Below are 14308 nucleotides of genomic sequence, written 5' to 3'. Positions count from 1 at the left end.
GACATACTAAAAAGGACGCACCTAAGCGTCCTTTTTATGAGAAAGTATAAAAGTATTTAACGTTGAGAATTGTCTAGCTCCAGCGCTTTTCTTAGTATGTTCCTTCCTTTACCACTTCCGGGACAGTCAATTGCTGCTTCTGTGTTAAAAAGAAAAAGACCCCAGCCAGCACGAGCAGTCCGCCGACGATTTGCCAGCCTGCTAGATGTTCGTGCAACAAGAAAAACGCTAATATCGTAGCCCCAACGGGTTCTCCTAAGATACTCATCGAAATCGTAGTCGCATTTACATAGTTTAATAGCCAGTTATTAATGACATGGCTGACGGTTGGAACTGTTGCGAGCAATAGAAAAATGCCCCATTCCTTTGCCGGGTAGCCGATAACCTCAACTCCAGCTGAAAGATTATAAATAGTAAGCACAATCGCCGCGGAGAAAAAGACGCAAAAGCTATATAGCCAATGAGAAACCTTTTTCACAGTCGTCTGACCAATTAATAGGTAACCGACAACAGAGATCACACTAAAAAAGGAGAGAACATCCCCCATGATTGCTCCTTTACTCAGACCAAAGTCACCCCAGCCAATCATCATCGCGCCAATGATGGCAATGCCCATTGTCAGCAAGGCTGACAGGGTGGTGCGTTCCTTATATAAAAAGAATCCACCAACTAAAGAAACAATCGGCTGCAATGCCAGAATAATAGTGGAACTTGCGACCGTCGTTAATTTTAATGAACCAAACCAGAGAACAAAGTGAAACGCCAAAAAGAGGCCGGAAAAAAATAGAAAATACCAATCTTTTTTAACGATTTTATTAAATTCATGACGCTTTTTCCATACGATTGGCAGCATTAAGATACTAGCAAACCACATCCGGTACATACTGAGAATAGAGGCCGGCGCGTCTGACCACTTCACAAAAATAGCCGAAAACGAAATTGCAATAATCGAAATCGTCAGCGGCAGGGCAATCGATCGTGAACCTTCCTGTTTCATTTATTCCTCCTATAATGATTAACTAGTTCAAACAACTCCTTATTATACTCGTGTTTTTTTTGTACCTCAACGTCTTACCAAAAAGTAACCAAATTATAGGCTGGTTTAGTCAGTTAACCGGCTTCCGTAACGATTTTAATTTTTTAAAGGCACTATTTATATATAGGTAAAACAATAGATAAATGCATAAGGTGAGTAAATAAACGGGGTAAGAGTAGAAGAAATTCCAATTATAATATTTGAACATATTAAATTTCAGACTAATCCATTCTACGATCATGGCAATGAATGACCAGACGAGTATGTACCAAAATATTCGCAGACCGCGAATGGCCCACTTATCTAAGAAATAAACAAAAAAATACCCAAACGGCGGGTAAATGAACCAGCCAATCCAATCAAACCACTCATATTTTCCATAGTCATTGATATCATACAAATTATAACTGATCCCCGCTAACACGTGGTCAGTCACCTGAACATATGCCATCCCAAAAAAAAGAATTAGCAATGTAATCGTTAAAGGAAATCTCTTAGGAAGTTTTAAAATCATGAGATAAGTAAGGAGAAAAGAAATGATAATAAACCATTCATTTTGGTCGAATTTTTCCGGTAGTAATAACATTAGTGATTCAACTCCTTCAGGACTAATTTGCGGAACTGATAATGAAGGAAGTAGGTAATCATATAGATACAGAGCCATTGAATTAAATCAAACGACCAGTTCCAGTTTTTATAGGTGAGCACTTTTAAATACTTTAAGCCACTTTCTAGTCCGACGATTGAAAAAACAGCGAAGAGAATCATTAGAACTTTTGTCAGCTTCGCTTGAACTTTCCTGAGATGGTCTAAACTGCAGGCAATAATTAACGGATATAACACGATAAACGAAAGGTAAAAGGTGAAGCGGTCCGAACTTGTTTTTCCTAAAACAATTCTGTCTAGATTTAACATGACTAAATCCATGACATTGCTGTCTAAGTACATAACTACAAGGAAAATCATCGTCAGTTCTAGCGTATTCAATATTTTGGGCCTAACCGTGCAATAAATGATGGCAATTAAACTAATGGTTGAATAAATGGTAAAAGACATGCTGCCTCCCCTTTATCCGACATTTTCATTTATTATGTCCCACAAATTTATAATCATTTGCATAAATTATAAAAGAAGACAGCTTTCCGTTAAAAGGATAGCTGCCACTTGTTTTATTTGTTTTCTTCTACTTTGCTAGTTTCTAGTTTCTTTGGAATTCCAGCGTTTTCTTTAAGGATAAGGCTTCTCCACATATTTTTGTTATTTATTCATCTTTTCATGCATAATAATCACATGGACACTTAAGGGAAGATGTGATCACATGAAATTCAAATATCTTGTCATAACCCTTTTCTTAATCGCTCAAAGCTGTTCCGTGAGCTCAAAAATTGGTGTAAGGAATACTGGTGCCAAGACCCAAAAAGTTCAGGAAAAGATTCAAGCTTATCTGCTTTCCAAACATGTCAATGGGAGCATTGCTGTAGTGAAGAAAAATAAGGTGATTTTTAACGAGGGAATTGGTTTAGCCAATCGAGCAACTGGGAGAGTGAACCTGCCTTCTACTACTTTTCCCATTGGATCCGTCACTAAGGTGATTGTAGCAGCCTGTATTTTGCAGCTTCAGGAAAAGGGAAAGCTGAGCACGGAGGATTCCATATCAACGTTTATTCCTAACTTCCCAAATGGCAGCCGTATTAAACTAATCCATTTATTAAACCATACGTCGGGAATAGAAGAGAATCTATTCTTCCATGGAAAATCAAAAGATATGCTGAAAGGGATTAGCGTTAAATTTCCTGCCGGTAAGAAGTGGGATTACAATGATATCAATTATTTCGTGTTAGGACTAGTCGTTGAAAAAGCATCAGGAGAATCATTACATAGCTATATACAAAAGAATATCTTAGACAAAGCTTCTATGCAGCATTCCGGATTTATGACGCAAAACAGGCCAGTGCCCTATAATTCGAAAGGTTATATAAAGACGGGGAATTATGCGCTGCCAGTCAATATACTGAATTTGTCCAAGCTATTCGGTTGTGGGGATATCTATTCCACGGCTCTTGATCTATGCTTGTTTGATGAGGCATTACTAAGCGGGAAGCTGCTTTCTAAACGGAGTTTACAGGAAATGCTGACACCTGGATCCCGATCAAAGTATGGAGAGGGTGTCTACATTTACGGCAATCAGGTTTATAGCAGGGGCGTAGTTGGCGGCTGGGAAACGCTGCATGTATTTTTTAAGGATCATACCATCATGGCGATTTTGCTGAATGTTCGTGATAAGAACATCAATATTCATCAGCTTTCAAGCGATATAAAGAATATCATTCACTAAAACGATTAGCTGCATTGATTGATGAATTGCCGGAGCGGGAAAAATAGTTTTAATATTTAAGTTAATGGGGCATAGGTGCCCCTATTTTTTTGGTTATTGTATTTATTTGACAAAATTTTTGGTATTATAGATTAAGATTGCAAGAGGATATATAATTAGAAAGTTTTAGAAAGCCGAAACAAAGGAGAGATCATATGGCAGTGTTAGTAACGGGCGGAGCTGGATATATCGGCAGCCATACATGTATAGAACTGTTAAATGCCGCACATGAAATTATCATCGTCGATAACTATTCAAACAGTAAACCGGAATCCTTAGAAAGAGTAAAAGAGCTTTCAGGTAAGGATTTTGCTTTTTATGAGGTTGATTTGCTTGATCGGATTGGCCTTGAGAAGGTCTTTGCCGAAAATCAAATTGAAGCGGTCATTCACTTTGCAGGTTTAAAGGCGGTGGGTGAATCGGTATCAATCCCACTTCACTATTACCATAATAATATCACTGGAACACTGATTCTCTGTGAAGTCATGAAGCAGTATGGTGTCAAAAATCTGGTCTTTAGTTCCTCAGCAACTGTATACGGAATGCCGGAGCGGGTGCCGATTTCGGAGGACTTTCCGCTGGGCGCAACCAACCCATATGGCCGGACTAAGCTGATGATTGAAGAGATTTTACGAGACTTGTATGTGTCTGACCCAGAATGGAGTATTGCGTTATTACGCTATTTCAACCCGATTGGGGCTCACGTTAGCGGCCGGATCGGCGAAGACCCGAACGGAATTCCTAACAACTTAATGCCGTTCATTACTCAGGTAGCAGTCGGCAAGTTAAAGCAATTACAAGTGTTTGGCAGTGATTACCCAACCGTCGATGGGACAGGTGTCCGCGATTATATTCATGTCGTCGATTTAGCTATTGGCCATTTAAAGGCGCTTGAAAAAATTCTTCCTGCAACAGGTGTGGAGGCTTATAATCTTGGAACGGGTACAGGCTATAGTGTGCTTGAGATTGTCGCTGCTTTTGAAAAGGCTTCTGGCGTCGATATACCTTATAAGATAGTTGACCGCAGACCAGGAGATGTTGCTGTTTGTTACGCTGACGCATCCAAAGCAAAAAAAGAGCTTGGCTGGACGGCTTCTAAGGGAATTGCGGAAATGTGTGAGGATTCTTGGAGATGGCAGAAAAATAATCCGAATGGGTATGAAGACTAATAGGGATAAGAGAGAGAGACCGGACCCAAGATAGGGTGGTGTTTTATGTTAATAAAAATAGATGATTTAACGGGGCCTGAAGTCGCAAATTTGATTAGAGAGCATCTACATAGTATGACATTGAATTCACCGCCTGAGAGTATTCACGCCCTAGGTCTTGAAAAGCTGCGAAGACCAGAGGTTACCTTTTGGAGTGCATGGGAAGGTAAGGAGTTACTTGGATGCGGCGCACTGAAAGAATTGGATAACCAGCATGGTGAGGTCAAATCGATGCGGACGTCGTCGCAGCATTTGAGAAAGGGTGTTGCGAGACGGATGCTTCAGCATATTATTGATGAAGCGAAGCAGCGCGGCTATCAGAACTTAAGTCTGGAAACAGGATCAATGGCTGCTTTTGAGCCGGCCAGAAAATTGTATGCTAATTTTGGCTTTCGATTTTGTGAGCCGTTTGCAGATTATACGGAAGACCCCAATAGTGTTTTTATGACATTGGAACTATAGGAAAAAAGCCCGATTCTTTTGGAATCGGGCTTTTGCTTATTCTACCTCTACTTTTTTTGCTTCTGCTTTTGCATATACACCTTTTGACTCAATAAAACGCTGAATTCGTTTGAGTGCTTCCTGGAGATGTTCCATGGAAGCGGCATAACTGCAGCGGATGTAACCTTCACCGCTTTCGCCAAAAACATGACCCGGTACAACGGCGACTTTTTCCTGCATTAACAGTTCCTCTGCAAATTGTTCAGAGCTTAAGCCGGTTGAGCGAATCGATGGAAATACATAAAAGGCGCCGCCGGGATTGTGGCAATCGAGACCCATCTTGTTCAGGGTCTGCACCATATAATTCCGTCTCCGGCGATAGCTGTTCCTCATCGAGATCACTTCATCGTACGTATTGCGTAGGGCCTCAATCGCGCCGTGTTGAAGCATATGCGGTGCGCACATGGTGGTATATTGGTGGATTTTTAACATTACCTCCACAAACTCGACGGGTCCGGCGAGGAAACCTAGTCTCCAGCCCGTCATCGCAAACCCTTTGGAAAAACCGTTGATTAGAATTGTCCGCTCATACATGCCTTCGATCGAGGCAACACTACAAAATTCTTCATCATAGGAAAGCTCGGCATAAATTTCATCTGAGACCACAAGTAAGTCGTGCTTCTTGATAATGTCGGCAATTTCAATCAGCTCATTTTTCGTTAACATACTGCCAGTCGGATTGTTTGGCGAGCATAGTAATATGGCTTTTGTGTTTGGGGTAATCGCTGCTTCGATTTGTTCCGGTGTTACCTTAAAGCCGTTTTCCGGAGAGGTGGAAACAGGAACAGGTTTCCCCCCGGCAATCGCCACTAATGGTCCGTAGGAGACAAAGGCAGGTTCGACAATTAAGACCTCATCGCCTTGGTTTAAAATAGCGCGAAAGGCAAGGTCGATACCCTGGCTAGCTCCAATCGTTACGATTACTTGGTTTTTAGGATTATATGCTACGCCGAACCTTGTGACTAAATAGTTCGTGATTTCTTCCCGTAATTCGAGTAGACCTGCATTTGCTGTGTAAGAGGTATAGCCTTCCTCGAGTGATAAAATGGTCGCTTCGCGAATGCTCCATGGGGTGGTGAAGTCTGGTTCACCGACACCTAGTGAAATAACCCCTTCCATGCTTGCGGCAAGGTCGAAAAACTTTCTAATCCCGGAAGGCTGCAGTTCTTTGGCTGTTTGGGATAGATAGTGATCATGCTCGTGCCTCATGGTGTAACCACCATCCTGCGGTCTTTATCATCATTTTCACTTTTAAAAATAACGCCATCATGTTTGTATTTTTTTAACATGAAATGGGTTGTCGTTGAGATGACGTTTTCAATTGTTGATAATTTTTCTGAAACAAATTGAGAAATTTGGATCATCGATTTTCCTTCGACGGTGACGGAAAGGTCGTAGGCACCGGACATGAGGTAAAGCGATGATACCTCAGGGAATCGGGCGATTCGTTGGGCTACTTCATCAAAACCGACCCCGCGCTTTGGTGTTACTTTCACGTCGATCATCGCCACGACGTGTTCTTGGCCCTCGACTTTGCTCCAGTCAATTAAGGTTGGGTAGCTGATGATAATTTGTGATTGTTCTAATTTTTCGATGGTGGCTTTAACGGTTTCTTCGCTGCACATGGCCATTAAGGCGATGGATTCTATAGGTAATTTGTTATTTTCTTCAATGATTTTTAAGATTTCAATTTCCTCACTGCTAAGATGCATGTGGATGTCCTCCTATTTCTTTGAACGTTAATTATTGCCAGCTTCAGCCCCTAGAAAAAATGAACTACTTTTTTCCCTGGTCAAGGCGCTTCCGCTTTTCTCATGAGATAAGAAAGTATAAAAGTTTTTACCTTTAAGAATTGTCTAGCTCCAGCGCCTAGCCCCTAGATGGTCTACAGCCAATCCGTCCAAAAGGTTAAAAAGCAACCTTTCGGCCGGATCGTCTTATGCATGTCGGGGCTGACCAAGGCGCTTCCGCTTTTCTCACTTATTGATGATTTTAATCCTATTTGCGATGTCTGTCACGTGATGTTGAAAAAAATTTTGAATTTTTCTGAAAGAGTGGAAAGCAGAAACGAGGAAAGTGACTTCAATAAAGAGTTTCCCTGAGGCTAATTCATCATTTTTTAAATGAAAACGTCCTCACGTTAAATTAGTAAAATCTAATTAAGAAATTGGAGTATAATAGGAGATAGATTCTATCAACAGGAGTAGTGAACTTTGGAAAAACAAACTAGCAAATATAGATGGGTCGTTTTTGCCTCGGTCTTGTTTACGTATTTTTTAATCGTCAGTCAGCGGACAGCACCGGGCTTAATTTCTGACCAATTAATGAAGGACTTCAATTTAACCGCGGCAACGATTGGATTGCTGACAAGCATACAATTTTTAGCCTATGCCGGCTTTCAAATCCCAATTGGAATTCTATCTGACCGGTTTGGGCCGAATTTCTTCCTTATCATCGGTGCCTTGCTGAACGGGATTGGTACCTTAATTTACAGTCTCGCACCGAATGCGTTTTTCCTCCTTGTGGCGAGATTATTGGCAGGATTAGGAGATGCCGCCATTTGGGTCAACCTCGTCTTGATTTTAAGCCAGTGGTTTAAAGTAAGAGAATTCGTCGGTTTACTCGGAATCGCGGGAATGGCCGGAAGCTTTGGTTTCCTGCTCGCAACTGTTCCTTTTTCAGCATGGATTTCTTTATCAGGCTGGCGCACGCCCTTTTTTATAACAGGGATCGTTCTAGTTTTAAGCGCCGTGCTGCTATACTTTGTCCTCGAAAAAAAATCGAAGCAGTTATTTAAAAATTATACTGTGAAGGTGAAACAAAAGAAACCACGCGAAAAAACAATCGTCGTCCTGCGGCGTATTTTTTCAAGCCGTCAGGCCTGGGCTGCCTTCTTTTGTCATTTTGGATTAGTGGGGACCTACGTGGGATTTATCGGTTCTTGGGCGGTTCCTTATGGAATGCATGTGTATGATATGACACGGTCGCAATCAAGTCAGCTTGTGATGATTGGTTTAATCGGTGCGCTTGTTGGCGCACCGCTGACAAGCTGGATCTCAAGCAGGCTCGATTCGATAAAGCGTCCGTTTATCGTGGTACATGTGATTGCGTTTGTCAGCTGGCTTGTTTTATTTTTTAGCGGCAAACCGCCATACTATATGCTCGTCATTATCTTTTTACTGATTGGCTATGGGAATGGTTCGAGCTCGTTAACGTTTGCAATCGTGAGAAAGTCATTTGATATGAAGGAAGTCGGTGTCGTTTCGGGCTTCGCCAATACAGGGGGCTTTTTAAGTGCGGTTCTCCTGCCAAGTATTTTTGGGAAGGTATTAGACCATTTCCATACATCTTCCGCAAGTGTTGGGTATCATAATGGATTTATGATTCCAGTTATTTTCTCGCTTCTCGGGCTAATCGGGGGAATTTTTGTTAAAGAAGAACGCCAGGAAGCAAAGCAGCCAAGTGAAATAACGGCATAAAAAAGAGTCCGGATTCGGACTCTTTTTTTTTACGTCTAGCTCCAGCTCCTGGCCAGGGCGCTTCTCGTTTAGGAAATTATCGCTCGTGGATAACTGTTAATAAAAGGACTGTCAACGTCCAGCTCCAGCGCCTAGCCCTTCGATGAGTCAATCCGTCCAAAAGGTTAAAAAGCAACCTTTCGGCCGGCTCGTCTTGTGCTTGTCGCCGATAGACGGGCGCCTTGCGCTTTTCTTATTAGAACTGCAAGAATGCTAATTGAATAAAGAACAATACCGCAAACACATAAAGTAATGGATGAATCTCGCGCCATTTCCCTTTCACCAATTTTAAAATGGGAAAACTGATAAATCCGAGCGCAATCCCAGTTGAAATACTGGAGGTCAGCGGCATACTTAACACCGTAAGGAAGGCCGGGAAAGCTTCATCTAGTTCATTCCAATTAATTTTGGCGATACTGCCCATCATTAAACTACCGACAATAATCAACGCTGGCGCTGTAATCGCAGCAATTCCCGACACGGCACTAACAAGCGGGCCGAAGAAAGCTGACACCAAAAATAAAACCGCCACTGTAACGGAGGTTAAACCAGTCCGCCCGCCCGCCGCAACACCGGAGGTCGATTCAATAAAAGCGGTTGTCGGGCTTGTCCCAAAAATAGACCCGACCATTGTTGCAATTGAATCAGAGAGGAGGGCCTGTCTGGCACGCGGCAGCTTGTCGCCCTTCATTAACCCTGCTTGATTGGCTACCCCGATCATCGTTCCCGTTGTATCAAAAATCGTCACAAGAATAAACGAAAAGACCACGGCATAAAGACTGTGTTGAATGACATCTCCAAAGGCAGTGATAGGATTTCCGATCATCAGCCCTTCCGGAAGAGATGGAAGCGACATTAGTCCTTTGTCGAAGGAAAGCTGACCTGTAAAATAAGCAATCACCCCGGTAACAATCATCCCGAAAAACAATGCCCCGTTGACTCTAAGAACCATCAAAATCAATGTAACAGCCAACCCAACTATTGCTAAAAGGGCTGACGAAGAATGCAGGTCACCCAAACCCACTAAATTAGAAGGATGAGCGGTAATAATTTTGGTTTGACGCAGGCCGATAAATGCGATAAATAAACCAATTCCAGCCGTAATTCCGTGCTTTAAATTTTCTGGAATCGCCTCAATCAATTTTTCACGAAACGGTGTTAATGATAAGATGACAAAGATAATTCCGGCTACGAACACAGCGGCGAAGGCAGTTTGATAGCTAATCCCCTGGTGGCCGCCGACGACTGAATAAGCAAAGTAGGCGTTCAACCCCATTCCCGGTGCGATGGCAATGGGGTAATTAGCGAAAAGTCCCATCCATAGGGTTCCGACTAAGGCCGCGATGATGGTGGCGGAAAATACCTGTTCAAATGGTACGCCAGCATCGGCTAGAATGACAGGATTGACGACCACGATATAGACCATAGTGAAAAAGGTCGTAATTCCAGCCAGCAGCTCTGTTTTTGTATTAGTATGATTTTCTTTCAATCTAAACATTAGAATCCTCCAAAATACGAACAATTTTTAGCAACTGTACTATAATATTCGTTTTTATTGCGACTATCAATAGGTAATCTTTATTTTTTCCTATTTTGACTTAGGTTAAGCAAGGTTATTGTCATAAAAATTTCAAAGTTGGCAAAAGAAAAGCCCTTCATCATGGTGATGAAGGACTATTCCAAAAAAGTTATTCGGCAATAATAAACGCATCGGTAATACCTGCCCGCTTCAGCTCGTCTAAACGATCTTCCGCATTTGTCCGGTTAGCATAAGCCCCGGCTTGTACACGGTACCAAATTTGACCGGAAATCGTGACGGTTGTCACAAATGAATCAATCCCTTTTGAAGAAAGGTAGGTTACCCGTTCATCGGCATTTTCTCTTGCTTGAAACGATCCGGCAATGACCTTGTATAGGGTGCTTGTCCCAGGATCGGCCGGTTTTCTTTTAAGATTAAACGCGCTTAGGATCCCGTTGGCATGGCCTTGGGCGACGTTTTGACGCCAGCTAGATTGCTTCATTAAAGCAGCATCATGGGAATTATCGATGAAACCGTTTTCAGATAAAAGTGCTGGCATGTTAGATTCACGTAAGACGTGAAAGTTGGCTTTTTTCTGGCCGCGGTCTTTTAATTGATTTAATTTCATGACTTCAGCATGAATGATATCCTGATATTTTGCTGAGGTGGATGTGTCTGAAAGGCCGCTGTAAATATAATCTTCGTATCCCTCCCCTCCCCCGGCATTGATGTGAATCGCCAGATAATAATCTGCGCCCCAGCTGTTTGCCTCATTGGTTCTTTCGCTCAAGCTTTTCGTGATATCTGTCGTGCGGCTCATTTTTATTTCAATATCTTGATAGTTATTGAGTAAGATGGCCCGCAATTTAAGGGAAATATCTAAGGTTACGTCTTTTTCGTTTAAACCACTCCCTTGGGCCCCGGGGTCATTACCGCCATGACCTGGATCCAAATAAAGCTTCATCTTATCTCCTCCTTTATAAAGGTGCATTCAAATTATCATATGGGATAAGCTGTCACTCGGTGTGTGTACTTGCTATATAACTACAGATTTGGATTTTTGGAGTAGTAGGATTTGGGTATTATTGGAAGTGTGTAAACCTTGCATACACACAAAAAGCCAACCATCATAGTTGGCTTTTAATTTTGTTGAAGAAATGGCTCCTTGATAAGGTGTTCAAACCTAGAGCGAGCAGGATTCCCGATCCGTCCACTCCGACGTCAAACCATCTTCCATCCCGTGAAAAATATATTTGAAGAATCTCAGTTAGGGCAGCATAGACAAAGGCAATCAGTAAAACCAGACGATTCGTGTGAAATTCTTTTTGTAGTAAGATTGTCAGAATGAAAAAGGCACACATATGTCCTATTTTTTGCAGCAGGAAATCGCCGCTTAACACTACAGGAAAAGGGGCTAAGAGCTCCACAAATGCGGGATGCCCGTTCCAATGAAAGTGCACAATCCCGGTTGTAAGAAACTGATGGAAATCCGCGGTACAAGTAAGAATAAAGATGATAACCATCCATAGAAAAATAAGTAATATCCTCATAAATCCCTCCATATCCTCTCTATTCTTGGCATTGAATAGGATATGTAAACAATCAGGATATTCTTACTGCTTTCTTGACCAAAAAACTCTCCAATTCTGAGACGGGAAGCGGCTTGCTAAATAAATAGCCCTGGCCGACAAAGCATTTATTCTTCCGCAAAAAGGCCGCATGTTCGGTTGATTCCACACCTTCGGTAATCACCGTAAAGTTCAAATTCCGCCCCATATCAAACATTTCACTGTCAGGCTTTACCACCTTCCCCTGGCGGTAGTTTCCTTCCACGCCCGCCAGTACTTTTAGTTTTGAAAAAATTGCCTTATTTTCAATGGCGGTAATCAATTGTTGTAAAAGCAGCAATAAAACTGTAAGATGGAGCCCTTTTTACAGCAAAGAAGTTTCCAGCAGCTGATTAAAAAAAGTAAACATTAAGAGAATTCCGGCGCTTATGTAGGAAAGGCTGTACAAAACTTAAGTTTTATTAAATTTTACAAATATGCCCTTTTCAAAATAATTCAGAATATAAAAATTGGTTAAAAATATTAATTGACGTTGAGTATGGAAATGTTATATATTTTATCATATTGATGTTAGGAAATATAACATGGAGGTGTTTCCATGAAAAAAATAGAGGCAATCATCAGGCCCGAAAGGCTCACTGAGACGATTAAGGGTTTAAAGAGTATCGGCATCACAGGTTTTACGGTTTCTCAAGTAGTCGGGCGAGGGAAACAAAAGGATACAAAAGGTGTGTATCGCGGGAAAAATTATCAAGTGACGCTGCACCCTAAAGTGAAATTAGAAATTGTTCTTTCCGATTATTTAGTTGAATCTACGATTCAGACGGTTGTAAAGGCTGCGCAGACAGGAGAAGAAGGCGATGGGAAAATATATGTCTATCCAATTCTAGAAGCCTATAACATTCGCACAGGAAAATTTGATGATGATATTGACGATTTAGTAAACCGGGAGGAGGGACTATAATGGTACTGACGTATATCAATACAGTTTGGATTGTTTTGGCAGCGGCAATGGTCTTGTTTATGGAGGGTGGATTCAGCTTACTGGAGGCCGGTTTTGTCCGGACGAAAAATGCGGTGAATGTGACGATGAAAATTTTCGTTGACCTAACGATTGGAGCCTTGGCGTTTTGGATGGTTGGATTTGGCGTTATGTTCGGGAGGGATGCCTTTGGATTCATCGGAACGAATTTGTTTGGAAGTCCTGAAAAAATCCAACTTGCCGCTCATTTGCCTAGTACTGCCTTTGTTCTTTTTCAAATGGGTTTTGCGGTTGCCAGCATATCGATTATTTCAGGTGCAGTGGCCGAACGCATGAATTTCAAAGCTTATGTGGTGACGGCAGCACTCATCTGTATTGTGATTTATCCTCTTTCCGGCCACTGGATCTGGAATAGTGACGGCTGGTTAGCCAAGCTTGGGTTGAAGGATTTTTCGGGATCAGCAGCGATCCATGCGGTTGGTGGCTTTGCAGCGTTGGCGATGGCTAAATGGCTCGGGCCAAGGAAGGGCCGGTTTAATTCGGATGGCAGTGTGAATGTATTTGCGCCAAGTAACATCCCGTTAGCTTCGGCAGGAGCCTTTATTCTTTGGTTTGGTTGGTTTGCTTTTAATGCCGGCAGTACATTGGATGCATCGAGTCCCGCGCTTGCACCGGTTGCGATTAATACGATGCTTGCTGGAGCGAGTGGAGGAACAGCTGCCTTATTTTTAACGATGAAAAAATTCGGTAAAGCGGACCCAAGTATGACGATTAATGGTGTGTTAGCAGGATTGGTTGCGATTACGGCAGGGTGTGCGTATGTTTCGGAATGGTCCTCGGTTATAATTGGAGCGGTTAGCGGCATTTTGGTCATATATGCGACGCTTTTTGTTGATTATTTAAAGGTAGATGATCCAGTTGGCGCGGTGGCTGTTCATGGTTTCGGCGGGATATTTGGAACGATTGCGGTTGGATTGTTTGATAAAACGGACGGTTTATTGACAACTGGTCATGTTTCACTCATCCTTGTTCAGCTATTAGGCGCGGTTGTTGTAATGGCTTGGGGTTTAATTGGCGGGACGTTTATGGCGAAGGTATGCGAAAAGACGGTTGGCCTCCGCGCTACGGAGCGAGAAGAAGAAGAGGGCTTAGATATGTCCTACCATGGTATTCCAGCGTATAACGAGTTGGAGCGGTTTACGGATATTCCGGCAAGCTTATTCAATTTTGAAGAGACAACGGGGATTACGGTGGCTCCGCCCTCTACTACTAAAGTAAAAACTGGGGATTCATTTTAAAAAAAGGCTGGATTCGCTGGAATCCGGCCTTTTTTGTCGTTTTGGAAATTATAATATTTTCGCTTGTGGATAACTGTTAATAAAAGGATTGTCGACGTCCAGCTCCAGCNNAGCCCCTCGATGGTCTACAGACACTCAGGGAATGAAGGCAAAGTACGCCTTCTTTCCCTGAGTGTCTTATGCTGGCCGGGGCTGACCAAGGCGCTTGCGCTTTTCTTATTAGGAGGTAATTATTGTTAATACCTCAATGTGAGCTGTTTTTTTTGAATAATGTTATAATAGAAAAGGTTTTTAATTCTAGCTA

General features: G+C 42.2%; 15 protein-coding genes. 6 read left to right on the top strand and 9 right to left on the bottom strand.

All coding sequences use genetic code 11. The annotated features are described in order from the left end of the window. Positions 1-91: 91 nt before the first annotated feature. The 3 genes from COD92_RS26705 to COD92_RS26695 form a co-directional block, all read right to left on the bottom strand. On the bottom strand, positions 92-997 hold the full coding sequence (locus COD92_RS26705) for a DMT family transporter (protein ID WP_098531394.1): 906 nt from the start codon (positions 995-997) through the stop codon (positions 92-94). Positions 998-1106: 109 nt separating this feature from the next. Beyond that, entirely contained in the window at positions 1107-1622 is a 516-nt protein-coding gene (locus COD92_RS26700; protein ID WP_098531395.1) for a hypothetical protein, read from the bottom strand. Beyond that, positions 1622-2092, bottom strand: coding sequence for a hypothetical protein (locus tag COD92_RS26695; RefSeq protein WP_098996668.1), 471 nt, complete (start codon positions 2090-2092; stop codon positions 1622-1624). Before COD92_RS26695 ends, COD92_RS26700 begins: the two co-directional genes overlap by 1 nt. Positions 2093-2354: 262 nt before the next feature. Here COD92_RS26695 and COD92_RS26690 point away from each other — a divergent pair, with 262 nt between their 5' ends. From COD92_RS26690 to COD92_RS26680, 3 genes are all read left to right on the top strand, one after another. Then, a complete protein-coding gene (locus COD92_RS26690) occupies positions 2355-3371 on the top strand; it encodes a serine hydrolase domain-containing protein (RefSeq protein ID WP_098532721.1) in 1017 nt (338 codons plus the stop codon). A 194-nt stretch (positions 3372-3565) separates the two neighbouring features. Then, positions 3566-4579 carry a UDP-glucose 4-epimerase GalE gene (gene galE / locus COD92_RS26685; RefSeq protein ID WP_098996667.1) on the top strand — a complete coding sequence of 338 codons (1014 nt, stop codon included), beginning with the start codon at positions 3566-3568 and terminating at the stop codon, positions 4577-4579. Positions 4580-4624: 45 nt separating this feature from the next. Beyond that, positions 4625-5080 (top strand): GNAT family N-acetyltransferase, encoded by a 456-nt coding sequence (locus tag COD92_RS26680; RefSeq protein WP_098532725.1) that lies wholly within the window; start codon positions 4625-4627, stop codon positions 5078-5080. A 36-nt stretch (positions 5081-5116) separates the two neighbouring features. Here COD92_RS26680 and COD92_RS26675 read toward each other — a convergent pair whose 3' ends face one another. Both COD92_RS26675 and COD92_RS26670 read right to left on the bottom strand, forming a co-directional pair. Beyond that, positions 5117-6328 carry an aminotransferase gene (locus COD92_RS26675; RefSeq protein WP_098532727.1) on the bottom strand — a complete coding sequence of 404 codons (1212 nt, stop codon included), beginning with the start codon at positions 6326-6328 and terminating at the stop codon, positions 5117-5119. Continuing rightward, on the bottom strand, positions 6325-6831 hold the full coding sequence (locus COD92_RS26670) for an Lrp/AsnC family transcriptional regulator (protein ID WP_098532729.1): 507 nt from the start codon (positions 6829-6831) through the stop codon (positions 6325-6327). The genes COD92_RS26675 and COD92_RS26670 overlap by 4 nt, the downstream gene beginning before the upstream one ends. A 501-nt stretch (positions 6832-7332) precedes the next feature. Here COD92_RS26670 and COD92_RS26665 point away from each other — a divergent pair. Continuing rightward, a complete protein-coding gene (locus tag COD92_RS26665) occupies positions 7333-8598 on the top strand; it encodes an MFS transporter (RefSeq protein WP_098532731.1) in 1266 nt (421 codons plus the stop codon). 235 nt (positions 8599-8833) lie between these two features. On the opposite strand, the gene COD92_RS26660 is transcribed toward COD92_RS26665, so the two are convergent. From COD92_RS26660 to COD92_RS26645, 4 genes are all read right to left on the bottom strand, one after another. Continuing rightward, positions 8834-10135, bottom strand: a complete 1302-nt coding sequence (locus COD92_RS26660; RefSeq protein ID WP_098529027.1) for an NCS2 family permease — start codon at positions 10133-10135, stop codon at positions 8834-8836. 190 nt (positions 10136-10325) lie between these two features. Then, entirely contained in the window at positions 10326-11120 is a 795-nt protein-coding gene (locus COD92_RS26655; RefSeq protein WP_098996666.1) for an N-acetylmuramoyl-L-alanine amidase, read from the bottom strand. Between the two features lie 163 nt (positions 11121-11283). After that, positions 11284-11706: a VanZ family protein gene (locus COD92_RS26650; protein WP_098529030.1), complete on the bottom strand. Its 423-nt coding sequence runs from the start codon at positions 11704-11706 to the stop codon at positions 11284-11286. A 52-nt stretch (positions 11707-11758) separates the two neighbouring features. Next, positions 11759-12064: an EAL domain-containing protein gene (locus COD92_RS26645; protein WP_098996665.1), complete on the bottom strand. Its 306-nt coding sequence runs from the start codon at positions 12062-12064 to the stop codon at positions 11759-11761. A gap of 258 nt (positions 12065-12322) precedes the next feature. On the opposite strand from COD92_RS26645, the gene COD92_RS26640 reads away from it, so the two are divergent. Both COD92_RS26640 and COD92_RS26635 read left to right on the top strand, forming a co-directional pair. Next, positions 12323-12688 (top strand): P-II family nitrogen regulator, encoded by a 366-nt coding sequence (locus tag COD92_RS26640; RefSeq protein ID WP_098529033.1) that lies wholly within the window; start codon positions 12323-12325, stop codon positions 12686-12688. Then, positions 12688-14004 (top strand): ammonium transporter, encoded by a 1317-nt coding sequence (locus COD92_RS26635; RefSeq protein WP_098529035.1) that lies wholly within the window; start codon positions 12688-12690, stop codon positions 14002-14004. Before COD92_RS26640 ends, COD92_RS26635 begins: the two co-directional genes overlap by 1 nt. Positions 14005-14308 lie beyond the last annotated feature (304 nt).

It is taken from the genome of Bacillus sp. AFS037270 (genome assembly GCF_002585305.1).
The sequence above is the reverse complement of the archived record's forward strand: the minus strand, read 5'-3'. Positions and strand labels throughout refer to the sequence as shown.

What these genes read in the sequence shown, in the direction of transcription:
- COD92_RS26705 (WP_098531394.1), bottom strand. Translation starts at nt 997, where the DNA reads ATGAAACAGGAAGGTTCACGATCGATTGCCCTGCCGCTGACGATTTCG.
- COD92_RS26700 (WP_098531395.1), bottom strand. Translation starts at nt 1,622, where the DNA reads ATGTTATTACTACCGGAAAAATTCGACCAAAATGAATGGTTTATTATC.
- COD92_RS26695 (WP_098996668.1), bottom strand. Translation starts at nt 2,092, where the DNA reads ATGTCTTTTACCATTTATTCAACCATTAGTTTAATTGCCATCATTTAT.
- COD92_RS26690 (WP_098532721.1), top strand. Translation starts at nt 2,355, where the DNA reads ATGAAATTCAAATATCTTGTCATAACCCTTTTCTTAATCGCTCAAAGC.
- galE (WP_098996667.1), top strand. Translation starts at nt 3,566, where the DNA reads ATGGCAGTGTTAGTAACGGGCGGAGCTGGATATATCGGCAGCCATACA.
- COD92_RS26680 (WP_098532725.1), top strand. Translation starts at nt 4,625, where the DNA reads ATGTTAATAAAAATAGATGATTTAACGGGGCCTGAAGTCGCAAATTTG.
- COD92_RS26675 (WP_098532727.1), bottom strand. Translation starts at nt 6,328, where the DNA reads ATGAGGCACGAGCATGATCACTATCTATCCCAAACAGCCAAAGAACTG.
- COD92_RS26670 (WP_098532729.1), bottom strand. Translation starts at nt 6,831, where the DNA reads ATGCATCTTAGCAGTGAGGAAATTGAAATCTTAAAAATCATTGAAGAA.
- COD92_RS26660 (WP_098529027.1), bottom strand. Translation starts at nt 10,135, where the DNA reads ATGTTTAGATTGAAAGAAAATCATACTAATACAAAAACAGAGCTGCTG.
- COD92_RS26655 (WP_098996666.1), bottom strand. Translation starts at nt 11,120, where the DNA reads ATGAAGCTTTATTTGGATCCAGGTCATGGCGGTAATGACCCCGGGGCC.
- COD92_RS26650 (WP_098529030.1), bottom strand. Translation starts at nt 11,706, where the DNA reads ATGAGGATATTACTTATTTTTCTATGGATGGTTATCATCTTTATTCTT.
- COD92_RS26640 (WP_098529033.1), top strand. Translation starts at nt 12,323, where the DNA reads ATGAAAAAAATAGAGGCAATCATCAGGCCCGAAAGGCTCACTGAGACG.
- COD92_RS26635 (WP_098529035.1), top strand. Translation starts at nt 12,688, where the DNA reads ATGGTACTGACGTATATCAATACAGTTTGGATTGTTTTGGCAGCGGCA.